Source organism: Winslowiella toletana, assembly GCF_017875465.1.
In the GTDB taxonomy this organism is placed as follows: Bacteria; Pseudomonadota; Gammaproteobacteria; order Enterobacterales; family Enterobacteriaceae; genus Erwinia; species Erwinia toletana.
The window spans coordinates 511,544-529,233 of the sequence record NZ_JAGGMQ010000001.1 but is presented as its reverse complement, the minus strand read 5'-3'; the positions used below and the strand labels follow the sequence as shown (position 1 = coordinate 529,233).

General features: G+C 58.4%; 18 protein-coding genes. 16 read left to right on the top strand and 2 right to left on the bottom strand.

The annotated features are described in order from the left end of the window. Positions 1-53: 53 nt before the first annotated feature. From J2125_RS02605 to J2125_RS02560, 10 genes are all read left to right on the top strand, one after another. Positions 54-1,385, top strand: coding sequence for an NAD(P)/FAD-dependent oxidoreductase (locus tag J2125_RS02605; protein WP_017802750.1), 1,332 nt, complete (start codon positions 54-56; stop codon positions 1,383-1,385). A 9-nt stretch (positions 1,386-1,394) separates the two neighbouring features. Next, on the top strand, positions 1,395-2,243 hold the full coding sequence (locus J2125_RS02600; RefSeq protein WP_026111928.1) for a GNAT family N-acetyltransferase: 849 nt from the start codon (positions 1,395-1,397) through the stop codon (positions 2,241-2,243). Continuing rightward, the gene (locus J2125_RS02595; RefSeq protein WP_017802748.1) at positions 2,243-3,169 is read left to right on the top strand and encodes a 2-hydroxyacid dehydrogenase; all 927 of its coding nucleotides are present in this window, start codon (positions 2,243-2,245) and stop codon (positions 3,167-3,169) included. Before J2125_RS02600 ends, J2125_RS02595 begins: the two co-directional genes overlap by 1 nt. Before the next feature lies 1 nt (position 3,170). Continuing rightward, the gene (locus tag J2125_RS02590; RefSeq protein ID WP_017802747.1) at positions 3,171-4,295 is read left to right on the top strand and encodes a M20 aminoacylase family protein; all 1,125 of its coding nucleotides are present in this window, start codon (positions 3,171-3,173) and stop codon (positions 4,293-4,295) included. Between the two features lie 128 nt (positions 4,296-4,423). Then, on the top strand, positions 4,424-5,740 hold the full coding sequence (gabT, locus tag J2125_RS02585; protein WP_026111926.1) for a 4-aminobutyrate--2-oxoglutarate transaminase: 1,317 nt from the start codon (positions 4,424-4,426) through the stop codon (positions 5,738-5,740). A gap of 143 nt (positions 5,741-5,883) precedes the next feature. After that, the gene (locus J2125_RS02580; protein ID WP_017802745.1) at positions 5,884-6,390 is read left to right on the top strand and encodes an Lrp/AsnC family transcriptional regulator; all 507 of its coding nucleotides are present in this window, start codon (positions 5,884-5,886) and stop codon (positions 6,388-6,390) included. Between the two features lie 197 nt (positions 6,391-6,587). After that, on the top strand, positions 6,588-7,055 hold the full coding sequence (locus J2125_RS02575; RefSeq protein ID WP_017802744.1) for a GNAT family N-acetyltransferase: 468 nt from the start codon (positions 6,588-6,590) through the stop codon (positions 7,053-7,055). Continuing rightward, entirely contained in the window at positions 7,055-9,115 is a 2,061-nt protein-coding gene (locus J2125_RS02570) for a hydantoinase/oxoprolinase family protein (RefSeq protein ID WP_017802743.1), read from the top strand. Before J2125_RS02575 ends, J2125_RS02570 begins: the two co-directional genes overlap by 1 nt. Then, entirely contained in the window at positions 9,105-11,078 is a 1,974-nt protein-coding gene (locus J2125_RS02565; protein ID WP_209499460.1) for a hydantoinase B/oxoprolinase family protein, read from the top strand. The genes J2125_RS02570 and J2125_RS02565 overlap by 11 nt, the downstream gene beginning before the upstream one ends. Positions 11,079-11,221: 143 nt before the next feature. Further along, positions 11,222-12,067, top strand: coding sequence for an oxidoreductase (locus J2125_RS02560; RefSeq protein WP_017802741.1), 846 nt, complete (start codon positions 11,222-11,224; stop codon positions 12,065-12,067). 71 nt (positions 12,068-12,138) lie between these two features. Here J2125_RS02560 and J2125_RS02555 read toward each other — a convergent pair whose 3' ends face one another. Together J2125_RS02555 and J2125_RS02550 are read right to left on the bottom strand one after the other, a co-directional pair. Next, positions 12,139-12,606: an RES family NAD+ phosphorylase gene (locus J2125_RS02555; protein WP_017802740.1), complete on the bottom strand. Its 468-nt coding sequence runs from the start codon at positions 12,604-12,606 to the stop codon at positions 12,139-12,141. Next, positions 12,603-13,043: an antitoxin Xre/MbcA/ParS toxin-binding domain-containing protein gene (locus J2125_RS02550; RefSeq protein WP_017802739.1), complete on the bottom strand. Its 441-nt coding sequence runs from the start codon at positions 13,041-13,043 to the stop codon at positions 12,603-12,605. Before J2125_RS02550 ends, J2125_RS02555 begins: the two co-directional genes overlap by 4 nt. Positions 13,044-13,270: 227 nt before the next feature. Here J2125_RS02550 and phnF point away from each other — a divergent pair, with 227 nt between their 5' ends. From phnF to phnK, 6 genes are read left to right on the top strand one after another with little or no spacing between them, the layout of a single operon-like run. Further along, positions 13,271-13,984, top strand: coding sequence for a phosphonate metabolism transcriptional regulator PhnF (phnF, locus tag J2125_RS02545; protein WP_026111925.1), 714 nt, complete (start codon positions 13,271-13,273; stop codon positions 13,982-13,984). A 3-nt stretch (positions 13,985-13,987) separates the two neighbouring features. Continuing rightward, positions 13,988-14,434: a phosphonate C-P lyase system protein PhnG gene (phnG, locus tag J2125_RS02540; RefSeq protein ID WP_017802737.1), complete on the top strand. Its 447-nt coding sequence runs from the start codon at positions 13,988-13,990 to the stop codon at positions 14,432-14,434. Then, entirely contained in the window at positions 14,434-15,009 is a 576-nt protein-coding gene (phnH, locus tag J2125_RS02535) for a phosphonate C-P lyase system protein PhnH (RefSeq protein WP_017802736.1), read from the top strand. The genes phnG and phnH overlap by 1 nt, the downstream gene beginning before the upstream one ends. After that, positions 15,009-16,088 (top strand): carbon-phosphorus lyase complex subunit, encoded by a 1,080-nt coding sequence (locus tag J2125_RS02530; RefSeq protein WP_017802735.1) that lies wholly within the window; start codon positions 15,009-15,011, stop codon positions 16,086-16,088. The genes phnH and J2125_RS02530 overlap by 1 nt, the downstream gene beginning before the upstream one ends. Further along, positions 16,081-16,929, top strand: coding sequence for an alpha-D-ribose 1-methylphosphonate 5-phosphate C-P-lyase PhnJ (locus J2125_RS02525; RefSeq protein WP_017802734.1), 849 nt, complete (start codon positions 16,081-16,083; stop codon positions 16,927-16,929). The genes J2125_RS02530 and J2125_RS02525 overlap by 8 nt, the downstream gene beginning before the upstream one ends. Further along, positions 16,919-17,680 carry a phosphonate C-P lyase system protein PhnK gene (phnK, locus tag J2125_RS02520; protein WP_017802733.1) on the top strand — a complete coding sequence of 254 codons (762 nt, stop codon included), beginning with the start codon at positions 16,919-16,921 and terminating at the stop codon, positions 17,678-17,680. The genes J2125_RS02525 and phnK overlap by 11 nt, the downstream gene beginning before the upstream one ends. Positions 17,681-17,690 lie beyond the last annotated feature (10 nt).

Genomic DNA, 17,690 nt, shown 5'->3' with positions numbered 1-17,690 from the left:
GGCGGCGTTCTCGCCGCCCGTGCCAAAAATTTGCATATGAGGTAATACACGCAATGCCAGCACCGATTCGATATGTACAGGATAATGCATATTTTCCTGAATCCGCTGATGTGGTGGTGATCGGCGGTGGTATCGCTGGCGCCGCAGCGGCCTATGAACTGGCAAAACAGGGTGTAAAAGTGGTTTTGCTGGAGAAAGGGCTGGTGGGCGGCGAACAGTCCAGCCGTAACTGGGGCTGGTGCCGCCAGCAGAACCGCGACGAACGTGAATTACCGCTGATTATCTATGCCCTGCGGCGCTGGGAAGAGCTGAGCCAGGAAACCGGTGAAGAGCTGGGTTTCCGTCGCACCGGTCTGGTGTACGCCACACGCGATCAGAGCGAAATTGATGCCTGGGATAACTGGGGCAAAATGGCGAAAAGCTACGATGTGCGCAGCGATATACTTAACGCGGAGCAGGCGAAAGCGATGACGCCCGGCAGCACCACCGCCTGGCTGGGCGGCGTATCGTCGCCGACGGATGGCCATGCCGAACCGTCACTCGCCGCGCCGGGTCTGGCGATTGCCGCGCAGCGTCTCGGCGCTTGTGTGATTCAGCAGTGCGCGGTGCGTGGGCTGGATATCGCGGCGGGCCGCGTCAGCGGCGTCTGGACCGAACGCGGACTGATTAAAACCGCCAGCGTGATTTGTGCCGGTGGCGCCTGGACCTCAATGTTCTGCCGCCGTCATGGCATCGATCTGCCGCTGGGCAATGTGATTGGCACCGCCTTCCGCACCGCACCGATTGAGCAGGCCATTGCCATGCCGCTGTATACCCCGGGCTTTGCCTGCCGTCCGCAGCTGGATGGCAGCTATACGGTCTCGGTTTCAGGTCGTGGCCGCTTAGAGCCGGGCGCGCAGGGGCTGCGTTATGCGCGTCAGTTCTATCCCACCTTTAAAGCACGGCGTAAAAATCTGAAGATCCGTCTCGGTCTTGCGCCTTTTTACCGCGGGCCGGAAGCGCTGGGCCGCTGGCAGTTCGACGCGGTGTCACCGTTTGAAAAAGTGCGGATTCTCGATCCGCATGCCGATCTGGCGCTGGTGCAGGAAGGCATTGCCGCCATGCGCAAAGAGTATCCGGCGCTGGCGGATCTGCGCATGGTACAGGCGTGGGGTGGCATGATTGACAGCGCGCCGGATGCGATCCCGGTGATTTCCACGGTGCCGCAGCTGCCGGGACTGGTGATTTCCGCCGGATATAGCGGACATGGTTTTGGTATCGGGCCGGGGGCCGGACGACTGGCCGCCGATCTGATTATGAATGAGCAACCGGTGGTCGACCCGACACCGTATCGTTATTCGCGACTGGTCGATGGATCCGGTCTTGATACGCCAGGCATGATGTAAGGAGAAGCGATGAGCATCCAACTACGCGCAATGAGTGAGCGCGATCTGGACGGCGCTTTTGCGCTGACCCAGCAGATGAAGTGGCCGCATCGTCGCGCCGACTGGCAGCAGGCGCTGCAACTGGGCGAAGGGGTAGTGGCGGAAGAGCATGGTCAGCTGATCGGGACGGCGCTCTGCTGGCGCTGGGGCAGCGACTACGCCACCCTCGGGCTGGTGATTGTTGATGGTGCCGCACAGGGGCGCGGGATTGGCAAACAGCTGATGCTGGCAGTGCTGGAGAAACTTTCCGGCAGCAATGTGCGGCTGCATGCCACCGAGGCGGGCAGAGGGTTATATGAAAAACTCGGCTTTGTCGCCACCGGCAATGTTGAGCAGCATCAGTGTCGTGAACTGGCGGATATTGCGGCGATAGCGCCCGCTGCCGATCAGCAGCTGCGTCAGGCGCAGCCAGAAGATGCGGCGCTGCTGACGGCGCTCGATCAGCAGGCGCATGGTCAGCATCGTCCACAGCTTATCGCCGCCCTGCTGGCCAGCGGACAGCCGTTGCTGCTGCTGGAGCAGAGTGGTCAGGCGCAGGGATTCGCCTGTTTGCGTCGCTTTGGTCATGGCTATGCGATCGGGCCGGTGATTGCCCGCGATCTGGCGTCGGCGAAACTGCTGGTCACTCAGCTGCTCAGCAAAGTCAGCGGCCAGTTTGTGCGAGTAGATACCGATGCCTCCAGTGGTCTGGGAGACTGGTTAACCGCGCAGGGACTGGCGAAAGTCGATGCGCCAACCACCATGATTAAGGGAACACCCTGGCAGCCCGCAGCGGGCGCTATGCAGGTGTTTGGGTTAATGACCCAGGCGATGGCCTGATGAATATTGTCTATAAGTCTGAACCCGAGCGCGGGCGCAAATGGGCGGCGCTGGTAAAAGAGCAGGTGCCGCATGCCAGTTTTCGCCTGTGGCCGGATATCGGCGACCCGACGACAGTCGACTATCTGGTCGCCTGGCAGCCGCCAGCGGATATTATGCAGCAGTTCCCGAATCTGAAGGTGCTGTTCTCCGTCGGCGCTGGCGCTGACCAGTTTGATTACGCGCGCCTGCCTGCCGATTTGCCGGTGGTGCGTATGGTGGAGCCGGGCCTGATTAATGGCATGGTGGAGTACGTCACCTTTGCTGTGCTCGGCCTGCATCGCGATATGCCGCGCTATTTTCAGCAGCAGCGTGCGCAGCAGTGGCAGCCACATCTGATGCGTTCGGCGACGAAGTGTCGTGTCGGCGTGATGGGGTTGGGCAGTCTGGGCGAAGCGGTGCTGAAACCGTTGCAGGCATTTGGTTTTGACTGTGGCGGCTGGAGCCGTACGCCGCGTGATATTGAGGGCGTGCAGTGCTGGGCTGGCCCCGATCAGCTGGCGGCGTTCCTTGCGCGCAGCGATATCTTAATCTGTCTGTTGCCGCTGACCGACAGCACCAGAGGGCTGCTGAATGCCGACTGCTTTAACCAGCTGCCGCGCGGTGCGGCGCTGGTGCAGGTCGGCCGTGGCGCGCAGCTTAATCACGACGACTTACTTAGCGCGCTGGACAGCCAGCAGCTGAGCGCGGCGGTGGTGGATGTTACCGATCCGGAGCCTCTGCCCGCCGGACATCCGTTCTGGAACCATCCGGCCATCTGGTTAACCCCGCATATTGCCAGTCACAGTATGGCGGACACCGCCATCGAAGCGCTGCTGGCCAATATCCGGCGTTTTGAAGCCGGTGAGGCGATGGTCGGGGTGATCGACAGACAGAGAGGGTATTAATATGGCGTTGTCACATTTAGTCGCGCTGCGACGGGATCTGCACGCCCATCCGGAGCTGGGATTTGCCGAGCATCGCACTGCGGAGATCGTGGCGCAGTTCCTTAGCGCGCTGGGCATTGAGGTGCATCGCGGCATCGGTAAAACTGGCGTGGTCGGCGTCTTGCGACGCGGCGACAGCGGCCGCAGCATCGGTCTGCGCGCCGATATGGATGCGCTGCCGATGGATGATGGCGGTGGCCAGCCATGGAAAAGCTGCCATGCTGGCGTCAGCCACGCCTGCGGCCATGACGGGCACACCACGATGCTGCTTGGCGCGGCGGAAGCGCTGGTAAAATCCGCTGATTTTAACGGTACGGTGCACTTTATTTTTCAGCCTGCCGAAGAGGGGCTGGCGGGCGCGAAAGCGATGATCGATGACGGTCTGTTTACGCGCTTCCCCTGCGATGCGGTGTACGCGGTGCATAACTGGCCGGAACTGCCGACTGGCAGCGCGCAAACCCGTGCGGGACCGATTATGGCCGCCGCCGACCGTTTTGATATCAGGTTAACCGGCGGTGGCGGTCATGCGGCGCAGCCACATCTCAGTGCGGATACGCTGTTAGCCACCAGTGAACTGGTGGTGCAGCTGAATACCATTGTGGCGCGCGCGATAGATCCCTGCGAACCGGGATTACTGACGGTGACGCGCATTCAGGGTGGCTTCTCGCACAATATGATCCCGGCGCAAGCGGAGATTACCGGTACGGTGCGCACCTTCAATCCGCAGGTGCAGGATGTGATTGAGCAGCGTCTGCGGCAGATGGCGGAACATGTCAGTGCCGCCCACGGCTTGCAGGCGGAAGTGCAGTATAACCGTTACTATCCGGCGACCATTAACAGCGCAGCGGAAGCGGCGATTGCCTTACAGGCGGCGCAGCATGCCGGGCTGCAGGTCACGGAAGCCGATAAGCCCGCGCTGACCTCGGAAGACTTCTCATTTATGTTGCAGGCGCGTCCCGGCGCTTATCTGTGGCTCGGCTCTGCCGACAGCCGTCCTCTGCACCACTCCGCCTATGACTTTAATGATGATGTGATCCCGTTCGGCGTAAGCTGGTTTTGCGAAGTGGTGCGCGAAACGCTGGGGTGAAAATTTAATTAACTGATTCCCGCTGAATTCGAAAGTAAATGCTGCTGCCGTGGGAATTACGGCAGCTTAGCGAAAGGGCTTATTGCGATACTTGACCCATATTATCGTTACGTCGATGAGGTAGAGAGATGCAAAATTTAATGGCTGAGCAGCAAACATTTTCTGATAACGCACTATTTCTGAATGCACGCGAAGAGAATGTGCCGCGCGGTGTGGTCACCGCTCACCCGGTGGTGATCGCCAAAGGGAAAGGCTCTGAAGTCTGGGACGTGGAAGGTAATCGCTATTTAGATTTTGTTGGCGGCATCGGCGTGCTGAATGTCGGTCACAGCCATCCGGCGGTGATTAATGCGGTGACGCAGCAGTTACAGCAGATATCCCACCCCTGTTTCCAGGTGGCGGCCTATCCCGGTTATATTGAGCTGGCAAAACGGCTAAATAAATTAATCGGCGGCGATGAGGCGTTTAAAAGTGTATTTTTCACCAGCGGCGCCGAAGCGGTGGAAAATGCGGTAAAAATCGCCCGCGCTTATACCAGTCGTCCGGGAATTATTGCCTTTGACGGGGCGTTTCATGGCCGCACCTTATTAGGTGTCACCCTGACCGGTATGAGTCAGCCTTATAAACAGAATTTTGGTCCTTTCCCTGGCGATATTTATCGCGTGCCTTTCCCCAATGCTTTCCATGATATTTCACCAGAGGATTGTCTGGCGGCGCTGGATAATCTGTTTGCGGTGCAGATCCTGCCGGAACGCGTTGCGGCGATAATTATTGAGCCGGTGCAGGGCGACGGCGGTTTTCTGCAGGCGCCCGCCAGCTTTATGCATGCGCTGCGCGAAATCACCGAGCGTCATGGCATTTTGCTGATTTGTGATGAAGTGCAGACCGGTTTTGGCCGTACCGGCAAAATGTTTGGTTTCGAGCACTCTGCCATTACCCCGGACCTGGTCACCGTCGCGAAAAGTCTCGGTGGCGGCCTGCCGATTTCAGGCGTAGTAGGGCGTGCGGAGATTATGGATGCGCCAGCCCCTGGCGGGCTCGGCGGCACCTATGGCGGCAACGCGCTGGCCTGTGCGGCATCGCTGGCGGTGCTCGATCTGCTGGAGAATGACAATCTGCTGGCGCGTTCCAATATACTCGGTGCGCAGCTCAATGCGCGTTTACAGCAGCTGGCGGATAAATACGCCTGTATTGGTGAAGTGCGCGGTATTGGCTTTATGCAGGCGGTGGAAATTATCGATTTTGAGAGCAAAAAACCGGATGCGGCGCTGACGCAGAAGATCCTCGACAGCGCCTGTCAGGAAGGTCTGCTGCTGATTAAATGCGGCCTGCATCGTAATACCGTGCGTTTCCTTGCGCCGCTGGTGACCAGTGATTCGCAGCTGGAAGAGGCGTTGCATATCTTCGATATTGCGCTGGCGCGTGCGACTGGTCGTTTAGGCTAGTCATAGTTTCCTCATTGAAATTGTTGAAGTTATCATGGCCGCCAGCGCAAGGGTCTGGCTCCGCTTAGCGCTGGCGCGCTGACCAGAAAGCGTGTTATACCATCAAGCGAGGCGCGCACAATTGGGTAACAATGAGGGGTTCTATGAACGGCTTAATGAAACTGGACCGCATCGACATCAATATCCTGGTGCAACTGCAAAAAGATGGCCGCATCAGCAATGTGAACCTTGCCGACGCCGTTGGGCTTTCGCCCAGTCCCTGCTTACAGCGCGTAAAACGTCTTGAGACCGCGGGCTTTATTACCGGCTATGAAGCCCATATCAATCTGACCAAAATTACCGATTCAGTGACGGTGTTTACCGAAGTGACGCTGGCAGGCCATCGCCGCGAAGATTTCCAGAAATTTGAGAACGCGATTCGCGAAGTGGATGAACTGATGGAATGCCATCTGATCACCGGCGGTTATGACTATCTGTTACGCTTTATCACCCGCAGTATTGAGCACTATCAGGAAGTGATTGAAGGCTTGCTGGATGCCAAAGTCGGTATCGATAAGTACTTTAGCTATATCGTGATTAAGTCGCCGATTATGAAAAGCAGCGTGCCGCTGCGCTCACTGATTTCACGTCATTCGCAGGTGGAGTTTTAGTGAGCTACGCAAGGGCGGCACTCCCCGCCGCCCGTGTTAGCTGTCTGACCTTTGCAATAAAAATCCCCCCGGCAGAAAATTTTTTCTGGCCGCAAATTTCGCCATAAATTCGCTGTTGCCGCCCCTCGTTCGCCAAAAACACCCGCCGCTAACTTCGTAAACTCAGAGTGTCTGTTTTTCAGTCACCAGGAGCCACCATGTTTTTACCTTTTTCACCGCAGCTGGCGGAATGGCAGCGCGATGATTATTTACTGAGTAGCGATGCGGCAAAACTCGATATCGACTGGATTCACCATCAGCTGTCGCAACATAGCTACTGGGCCAAAGATCAGCCACGTGAGATGACGCTGCGCTCGCTTGCCGGGTCGCTGCCGTTCGGTATTTACTGGCAACGGCAGCAGGTCGGTTTTGGCCGCCTGATTACCGATTACACCCGTTTTGCTTATCTGAGCGATGTGATTATCGACGCTGAGCATCGCGGGCGTGGTCTGGGCCGCTGGTTTGCGCAGAGTGTGGTGACCCATCCCGATTTACCAACCGTTCGTCGCTGGCTGCTGGCGACTGATGATGCGCATGAAGTCTATCGCCGGGCGGGCTGGCGCGCGGTGGCGCAACCTGAGCGGCTGATGGAATACGCCAGAGCTGACCGTCAGGAGCAGCCATAATGAGCTACCGTGTTGGCGTCGATATCGGCGGCTCGTTCACCGATTTTGCCCTGCTGGATGAGCGTGATAACAGCATCCGTACGCTGAAAGTGCTGTCGCGTCCCGACAGTCCCGGCAGTGAAATCACCACCGGTCTGATGCAGTTGCAGCAGCGTGACGGCATCGCCCCGCAAGATATTCACTACTTTACCCATGGCACCACGGTGGGAGTTAATGCGGTGATCCAGCGCAAAGGCGTCAGGCTGGCGCTGTTTGCCACCGAGGGCTTCTGCGATGTGCTGGAGCTGGCGCGGCTGAAAATTCCCCATATTCACGATCTGTTCTCGCGTCGCCCTGATCCGTTAATTTCCCGTGACCGGGTATTCCCGATTCAGGAGCGCACCGGCAGCGATGGTAAGGTACTGAAAACCGTCGATCATCAGAGCGTGGCGGCGGCGATTGCCGCCGCGCGTGCGGCAGGTTGTGAGGGCATTGTGGTTTCGCTGCTGCACAGCTATCGCAACCGCGAAAACGAAGCGCAGGTGAAAGCGATCATTGCGGAACTGGCGCCTGAGCTGCTGACCTGCTGTTCCGCCGATATCTGGCCGATTATTCGTGAGTATGAACGCACCATTACCGCCACGATTAATGCCTATGTACAGCCGAAAGTGATCCACTATCTGCAGGCTTTTGAACAGGCACTAAGCACCATGGGGGTGCCGGTGCCGCCGCGTATCACCAAATCCAATGGCGGCGTAATGAGCGTGGCGCAGGCCAAAGATGAGTGCGTGCAGATGGTGCTTTCCGGCACCGCATCTGGCGTGATTGGCGCCAGCTATATTGCTGAAAGCTGTGGTTTCGACAAATTACTGAGTCTGGATATTGGCGGCACCAGCGCCGATGTGGCGGTGATCATCAACGGTAAGCCGGAATATGGCAGCGGCGAGATTATTGGCGATTTCCCGATTTTTATTCCGTCAGTATCGGTGACTTCCGTTGGTCAGGGGGGCGGTTCGATTGCCTGGCTGGATCCTCTCGGCGTATTGCAGGTGGGGCCAGACAGCGCCGGTTCTCTGCCGGGGCCGGTCTGCTTTCAGCGCGGCGGCACGCAAGCAACCGCCACCGATGCATTTGCCGCCTGTGGGCTGATCGGCCATGGCGGGCTGGGCTATAACGCGGTGCAGGTGGATGTGGCGGCGGCGCGCGCGGCAGTGGATAAGCTGGCGCAACCGCTGGGCATCACGGTGGAAGAGACGGCGGAAACCATTATCGCGCTGGCGGTTTCCAGTATGTACAGCGATACCAGCGGGTTGCTGTCGCGCTTTGGTATCGATCCGCGCGAGTTCTGGTTCCTTGCCTTTGGTGGCGCGGGGCCGATGATGGGCTGCTTCCTTGCACGTGAACTGAATATGAAGGGGGTAGTGGTGCCGCCTACGCCGGGGGTGCTGTCGGCGCTTGGCGGGCTGGTGGCCGATATCAAAAATGACTTTATTCGCACGCTGTACGCCGAGGTCGATCAGGCGATGGCCACACCGCTAATCAGCCATAGCGCGGCTTTGCGCGCCGAGGGGGAAGGCTGGCTGGATAGCGAACATGGCGCACAGCTGCCGCGCAGCTTGCAGTTCTCCGCCGATATGCGCTATCGCGGTCAGTCGTTTGAAATTGAGGTGCCATTACAGCAGAACTGGCTGGAGCAGGGTGATGTGCAGGCGATGCGTGCGGCATTTGATCGGCGGCATACCCAGCTGTTTGGTCACTGCGATGCCAGCGCGCCGGTGCAGATGATCAGTCTGCGGCTGGTGCTGTCATCGCCGACGCCAAAACCACGGCTTAATCGTCTGCCACAGGCGGATAAACCGGTTGAGGTGGTGAAACAGGTACAGGCGTGGATCGATGGTCAGTGGTGGGCGGTGGATGTGATGCAGCGCGCTACGCTGCGCGCCGGCCATCAGTTCACCGGGCCGGTGATTGTGGCGCAGGATGACTGCACCACCTGTGTGCCGCCAGCGATGCAGGTCCGTGTCGATGACTTTGGTAACTTACTTATTACTCCGCTGCCGGGAGCGCATCATGGCGATTGATGGTCGTAATCTGCAAATTTTAGCCAACTACTGCGCGGCCGCCGCCGATGCAATGGCGTTTACCCTGATGCGCACCGCGCACTCTACGTTTGTCAAAGAGACCGAAGACTTCTCTTGCCAGATTGTCAGCCGCAGCGGACTGGCGTTTGCTTCGCCGCGCAGCTTTGGCGCGCCCTGGTATAGTGGCATCGATTATGGCCCGGTGCTGGCGCTGATCGACAGTTATCAGCAGGGGGATATCTGCATTACCAATGACGCCTACGCCGGTAATGTGGCGACCCATTCGCCGGATATTCATATCTGGAAGCCGGTATTTTATCAGGACGAGATCGTCTGCTTTGTGGTCGGCCATATTCATAACACCGATGTGGGCGGCGCGGTGCCGGCGTCGCTGTCGCGTTCGCTGACCGATATTGTGCAGGAGGGAATTCGCATTCCACCGCTAAAAATTATCGCTGGCGGCCAGCTGAACGAAGAGGTGGCGCGCATTATGCGGCTGAATGTGCGCGCGCCGGAGCAGAACTGGGGCGATTTTAATGCGCAAATCGCTTCGGTGAATATCGGTGAACGCAAGGTACAGGAGATTATTGCGCGCTTTGGCGTCGATGATTTTATTAGCGGTATCGAAGGCATCCTTGATTACGCCGAACAGCAGGCGCGCAATATTATCGCCACCATTCCTGATGGCGACTATTTCTATGCCGACTATGCCGATGAAGATGGCGAAGGAGGTTATCCCTGCCGTATCGCGGTGACCCTGCGCGTAACCGGTGAAACGCTGGCGCTGGATTACACCGGCAGCGATCCGCAACTGATGTCGTCGCTCAATATGCCGACCGGTGGTCGTGAACGTCATCCGCTGGCGCTGGTGGGGGTGACCTACGTGTTGTCGACGCTGGATCGATCGCTGTTGCTGAACGCCGGTACGCTGCGCCCGACACGGGCGATTTTGCCGCCGGGCACCATTATGAACTGCGAAGCGCCCGCCGCCGTCGGGATGCGCTCGCTGACCTGTGCGATGTCGCAAATTGCCACCGTCGGCGCGTTCTCGCTGGCGATGCCGCAGCGCTTACCGGCTAACTCACCGGGCGGCAATTCGATTATCAATATCCGTACGGTTGACCAGCAGAGCCGCACCGTGGTGGCATCACTCGGGCCGGTGGGTGGCGGAGCCGGTGGCACGCCGCAGCATGATGGCCCGGATGGTTCCGGCGGCCTGTCTGCTTTCCTGAAAAATACGCCGATTGAAATTAACGAAGCCGAAGTGCCGGTGCTGTTCCACCGTTACGGTCTGGTGGCCGACAGTGCTGGCGCCGGTAAGTATCGCGGTGGGCTGGCGACGGAAATGGCGTTTGAGGTTTTTGCGCCCAATACCACCATTACGGCGCGTAACCGCAACCGTTCGGTATTTGCCTCGGCGGGCGCGGCGGGTGGTCGTGCCGGATCCACCTCGTGGTTTCGCACCCGTTCGGCGACCGGTACTACTGAGCATGGCAATACCGATGTGATCCATTGCGGTCCCGGCGATGTGATTGCTATTAAAGGGCCGGGAGCGGGCGGCTATGGCGCAGCCAGTCAGCGCCAGCCGCTGGCGGTATTGCGCGATGTACGCTGCGGTTTTGTTTCGCTGCAGGCGGCGCAGCGCGATTACGGCGTGGTAATTGTTAACGATGAGGTGGACTATGCACAGACGGAGCAGCGGCGCGCGGCGATGGTGGCGCGCGATCCGGCTGAACACTTTGATGTTGGCGAGGCGCGCCGTGAATTCGAAGCGCTGTGGACGCCTGAACGCTATCAGCTGCTGACTGCATTTCTTGCATCGTCGCCAGTGGTGTGGCGTCATTTTCTTAAGCATCAGCTGTTTGCGGCGGTAAAAGCCGGGCAGCATGCCGATCAGCCGCTGGTTGCGCAGATGGCCACGCTATTTGCCGAATTGCGCCAGCGTTTTCCGGCGCTGACCTGACGCCTTTTACCGTTGCGCACAAACCGCCACGCCAGCCCTCTTCGTTAGTGACTATGCTGTTTACCATCAAACCCGACCGCATTCGTGGTCGGGCTCTTATCTGTTTACGATGATTCACCACTGATTCTGATGAGGATAACACTATGGTTGCAGAGAAACGCCCTGTCTGGTTTATCACCGGCTGTTCCACTGGCTTTGGCCGTGAACTTGCGCAGCAGGCCATTGCACAAGGATTTAACGTGGTGGTGACCGCACGTAATCAGCAGCAGATTAGCGATCTGGTGGCCGGTCATGACGCCAGCACGCTGGCGCTGACGCTGGATGTTACCGATAGCGAAAATATTGCCCGCGCGGTGAAACAGACGCTGGAGAAATTCGGCACGGTTGATGTGCTGGTGAATAACGCTGGCTATGGTTATCAAAGCTCGGTGGAAGAGGGGGTTGAGGCGGAAATCCGTGCTCAGTTCGACGCCAATGTCTTTGGTCTGTTTGCCATGACGCGCGCGCTGTTACCGGCGATGCGTAAGGCGCGCAGCGGGCACGTGATTAATATCACCTCGGTTGCCGGTCTGATTGGATTTCCGGGATCCGGTTACTACTCCGCCAGCAAGCATGCGGTTGAAGGCTGGTCAGATTCGCTGGCGGCTGAAGGCGCGCCGCTGGGGATTAAGGTGACCTGCGTCGAGCCGGGACCGTTCCGTACCGACTGGGCCGGACGATCGCTGCGTCAGACCGCCAGCCAGATTGCGGATTATGCGGAAACCTCGGCGGCGCGGATGAACAATACCGCGCAGTATAGCGGTAAGCAGCCTGGCGATCCGGCACGTGCGGCGCAGGCGATGATTGCCATTACGCAACAGGACAATCCGCCACGCCATCTGGTGATGGGCAAGTTTGGTTTTGAGGCGGTAACCAGTAAGTTAAAACAGCGTCTGGCGGAAATTGAGCAGTGGAAGGAGACGACGCTGGGCACGGATTTCCCGGAATAGTCGCGGGCGGCGAAAACGCCGCCCCTACGGTCATACTAATGTAGGGGCGGCGTTCTCGCCGCCCGTGTTAATTACGGCATCGTCAACCGCGGATCAAAAGCGAAATCCAGCATTTTTACCGTCTTCAGGCAGGCGGCAAAATCGGGATGCTGGTTATTCAGCAGCGCATTGTATTCCATTGGCACAATCGCGGAGGGCACCATCAGCGCCACGCTCGATGCTCCGCTGAACCAGCCGCTGCCAATCTGTTTGGTGGCGCGACCTGGCACCTCAGAATTCCAGTTAGCGGGCAGATCGTGCGGATCCAGTTTGGCGATCCGCGCATCGGGGATCTCAATGCTCATCAGCTGATACCATTCCAGAATCGATTCATCCTGTACATGCACCAGAATTTCCAGCATCGCCAGCGATACTGAAGACGCCAGATAGACCATCGGCGTCCCCGGCATATTCCAGCGCGCCAGGCTGTTATTGACCGCACCGACGCCGCTCCATGCGGTGGCTACCCACTTTTTCTGGCAGAAGCGATACAGAATCACATTACCACGCCATGTTTAATGCCTTCGATCAGGCTCATCACATCACGCGCGCCGGTTTCGGTCTTCATCGCCTGATTTGGCGTTTCACCACCCAGTACGCGGGCGGGCGTATCCATCCAGTTAATGGTTTTTTGATAATCGTTGTTAAACATCGATAACGCCAGGTCGAAAGCGGTGACATAGCGGGTAATCGATTCACTCTCAATCGGCGACAGCCGATCTTTACGGCGCGCGATACTGCGGGCGCTCAGTCCGAGGGTTGCGAGAAACTCCTCTTTTTTAAATCCGACGATATCGCGGATATTATCGATCACCCCGACCTGCAAACCCAGTGACATCAGGCCGCGCAGCTCCGGGCCGGAGGCATCCGGCAGGTTCGCCGCCACCCATAAACTGGCGGGCGTCTCGGTTTTTAGCGGGAGAGAATAGGTTTTCATTGTCGACCTCATTACTGCCATTTGACATAGTCTATCTTAGCCATTTGGCAGTAAGAGTCAATCTGCACCACAGCCTGCACGGCAAATTCATCAGTATGCAATCTCACTTTAACCTCCCTGTCACACGATAACGGCAAGGTAATTGCACACCAGAACCGATGAGTCAGTTAACAGCGGTGACGGAACGCGATTTTCGCCATCCCCGTGTTACGGAGGTTACGCTTATGATGAACTTATCCAGACATCCGACCACTGTCTATCAGGCCGTCGCCGCGCAACTTGAAGAAGAGCTGCGCCAGGGTTACCGCTGCGGTGACTACCTTCCTTCGGAACAACAACTGGCCAGCCGTTATGCGGTCAACCGCCACACACTGCGCCGTGCGGTGGATGAACTGGTCAATAAAGGGCTGCTGCAACGCCGTCACGGTATTGGCATCCTGGTGCTGATGCGCCCTTACGATTATCCGCTGCACTCGCAGGCGCGCTTCAGTCAAAACCTGCTGGAGCAGGGCAGTCATCCCACCAGCGAACGTCTGCTGGCGGTGCTGCGCCCGGCCAGCAGCGAGGTCGCGGCGGCGCTGGCCTGTGCGGAAGGCGCGAATGTGATCTATCTGCGTACGTTACGACGGGTCAATGGCGTGCCGGTCTGTGTAATTAACCACTTTATTCCCCACCTGACATGGTGGCCGCAGCTGCAACAGTTCCATAGCGGCTCCCTGCACGAATTTATCGATCAACAACTTAATCATCAGCTTACGCGTCATCAGACACGGATTAGCGCACGCAAGGCGCAAGCCAAAGAGAGCAAGCTGCTGGAAATTGGCCTGCAGGCGCCGCTGCTGTGTGTACGTACCTTAAACGTGATGGACGGTGGCGCGATGGCGGAGTACTCCGTCAGCCTGACGCGCGCCGATATGATTGAACTGACGCTGGAGCATTAATCAATGGAAGCGTTAAAAGCACGTCAACACTGGCTGTCGGTGCTGGCGCACAGCCAGCCGCAGCAGCTGGAACAGCACTGGCAGGCGCTGAAGTTGCAACCGCACTATGAACTGTTACGCGCTGCCGAAACCGGCTTAACCCGTTTGCAGGGGCGGATGGGGGGCAGCGGTAAACGCTTTATCCTCGGCGATATGACCGTGACGCGTGCGGTGATCCGCCTGGCGGATGGCACCTGTGGCTACAGCTATATCGCCGGACGCGACAAAGCGCACGCCGAGCGCTGCGCGCTGATTGACGGCTTACTGCAACAGCAGGAAACCCACCAATTGTTGCAACAGCATCTGATCACGCCGCTGGCGGCGGCACGCGCGGAGCAGCAGCAACTGCGCTCGCGTGAAATCGCCAGCAGTCGCGTGGATTTCTTTACCCTGGTTCGGGGAGATAATTAATGACGTTACTGGCAAGTTTTAACCATCCGGTGGCCGATGCGCAGCACGCTTTCCGCCGCATTCTGAAGGCGATGAGCGAACCTGGCGTCATGGTCTCGCTGCCGATGCAGCATGGCTGGGGCGCGATTTCGCCTGCGGCAACCTCGGTATTGCTGACGCTGGTCGATCGCGAAACCCCGCTCTGGCTGGATGACGCGCTGCACGATGAGGTGCTGCTCTCTAATTTGCGCTTTCATACCGGCGCGACAGTCACCGATCGCCACGATGCGCCTTTTGCTTTACTGCATGCACACTCAGCAATCGATCCACACTGTTTTGCCCCCGGTGACGATATGACGCCGGAAAAGAGCACCACGGTAATTATTGAAGTGCCGTCACTGAATGGCGGGCTGACGCTGCGCCTGCGCGGTCCCGGCCTGATGGAGACGCGTGCCATTGCGCCGCAGCTGCCGGAGCGCGTAGTGCAGGCGCTACGCGAACGCCAGCAGCGTTTCCCGCAGGGTATCGACCTGATCTTTACCTGTGGCCAGGCGATGATGGCGCTGCCGCGTACCACCCAAGTGGAGGTGTGCTGATGTACGTCGCAGTTAAAGGGGGCGAAAAAGCGATAGCCAATGCCCATCAGTTGCAGGAGAGCCTGCGACGTGGCGACCCACAGCAGGCAGAGCTGGAGTGTCAGCAGATCGAACAACAGCTGGGGCTGGCGGTGGATCGGGTGATGACCGAGGGCGGTATTTATGACCGTCAGCTGGCGGCGCTGGCGATTAAGCAGGCCAGTGGCGATCTGGTGGAAGCGATTTTCCTGCTGCGCGCCTACCGCACCACGCTGCCGCGACTGGCCGACAGCCTGCCGCTGGCCACTGGCGAGATGCGCCTTGAACGCCGTATCTCGGCGGTTTACAAAGATCTGCCGGGTGGCCAGCTGCTGGGGCCGACTTACGATTACACCCACCGTCTGCTCGATTTTACCTTACTGGCCAATGGCGAGGCGCCTGCCGCGCCGCGTGCCGATCAGCCGCTGGACGGTCGCTGTCCGCATATGTTTGAGCTGATGACCCGCGAAGGGTTAGCGGCGCAGGAGCTGGATGATGGCAGCGAGCCGCTGGATATTACCCGCGAACCGCCTGCTTATCCGTCACCGCGATCCGCGCGGCTGCAACAGCTGGTGCGCGGTGATGAAGGTTTTCTGCTGGCGCTCGGCTATTCGACGCAGCGCGGCTACGGACGTAATCATCCGTTTGCCGGTGAAATTCGTACTGGCGCTATCACGGTAGAAATCGAGCCAGAAGAGCTGGGCTTTACGCTGGAGATTGGCGAAATCCTGCTGACCGAGTGTGAAATGGTCAATGGCTTTACCGTGCCGGACGATCAACCGCCGCATTTTACCCGTGGTTACGGGCTGGTATTTGGTCGTGCGGAGCGCAAGGCGATGGCGATGGCGCTGGTGGATCGTGCATTGCAGACTGCCGAATATCAGGAGCGCATCACCAGTCCGGCGCAGGACGAAGAGTTTGTCTTATCCCATGCCGACAACGTTGAAGCCGCCGGTTTTGTCTCGCACCTTAAATTACCGCATTACGTCGATTTCCAGGCCGAACTGGAACTGCTGAAGCGGCTGCGTAACACCCGTCAGGAGTGCAAAAACGATGAGTGAGTTGATCGGCTATAATCCCGGTTACCTTGATGAGCAAAGCAAGCGCGTGATACGCCGCGCGATCCTGAAAGCGGTGGCGATCCCCGGTTTTCAGGTGCCGTTTGGCGGACGCGAAATGCCGATGCCGTATGGCTGGGGCACCGGCGGTATTCAGCTAACCGCCAGTATTATTGGTCAGCATGATGTACTGAAAGTGATTGATCAGGGCGCGGACGATACCACCAACGCGGTATCGATTCGCCGCTTCTTCCAGCGCGTCAGCGGTGCGGCGACCACCGAGCGCACCGCCGACGCCACCCTGATCCAGACCCGCCACCGTATTCCGGAAACCCCGTTAAGCGAAGATCAGATTCTGATTTATCAGGTGCCGATTCCGGAGCCGCTGCGTTTTATCGAACCGCGCGAAACCGAAACGCGCAAAATGCACGCGCTGGAAGAGTACGGCATTATGCAGGTGAAACTGTATGAGGATATTGCCCGTTACGGCCATATCGCCACCACCTACGCCTACCCGGTAAAAGTCAACGATCGCTATGTGATGGATCCGTCGCCGATCCCGAAATTCGATAATCCGAAAATGCATATGATGCCGGCGCTGCAACTGTTCGGTGCCGGTCGCGAAAAACGCATCTATGCCTTGCCGCCCTACTGCAAAGTGGAAAGTCTCGATTTCGATGACCATCCGTTTAGCGTGCAGCAGTGGGATCAGCCCTGCGCGATCTGTGGCTCGCATGTCAGCTATCTTGATGAAGTGGTGATGGATGATAGCGGTACACGCATGTTTGTCTGTTCCGATACCGATTTTTGCCGTCAGCAGCAGGAAACAACCGATGAACAGTGAACAACCGCTGCTTGCAGTGGATAACCTGACGCATCTCTACGCGCCGGGCAAAGGCTTTGAGCAGGTGTCATTTGAGCTGTATCCCGGTGAAGTGCTGGGGATTGTCGGTGAGTCCGGCTCCGGCAAAACCACCCTGTTACAGGCGATTTCCGCGCGTCTGACGCCGCAGCAGGGCAGCATTCTGTATCAGGGAAATGAACTGTATGCGTTAAGTGAAAGTGAACGCCGTCGCTTGCTGCGTACCGAATGGGGCGTGGTGCATCAGCATCCGCTGGATGGCCTGCGACCGCAGGTGTCGGCGGGCGGCAATATCGGTGAGCGCCTGATGGCGGTCGGTGAGCGCCATTACGGCGATATTCGCCAGCGCGCCAGCCAGTGGTTGCAGGATGTGGAGATCCCGGTGGAGCGCCTCGACGATCTGCCGACGACCTTTTCTGGCGGCATGCAGCAGCGTTTGCAGATTGCGCGCAACCTGGTGACGCATCCGCGCGTGGTGTTTATGGATGAGCCGACCGGCGGGCTGGATGTCTCGGTGCAGGCGCGTCTGCTGGATCTGCTGCGCACCCTGGTGCGCGAACTGAATCTGGCGGTGGTGATTGTGACGCACGATCTGGGCGTCGCACGTCTGCTGGCGCACCGTCTGCTGGTGATGAAGCAGGGGCGGGTGGTGGAGAGCGGGCTGACCGATCGGGTGCTGGACGATCCGCACCATCCCTATACCCAGTTACTGGTGTCGTCGGTATTGAGTTGAGGCAGAGACT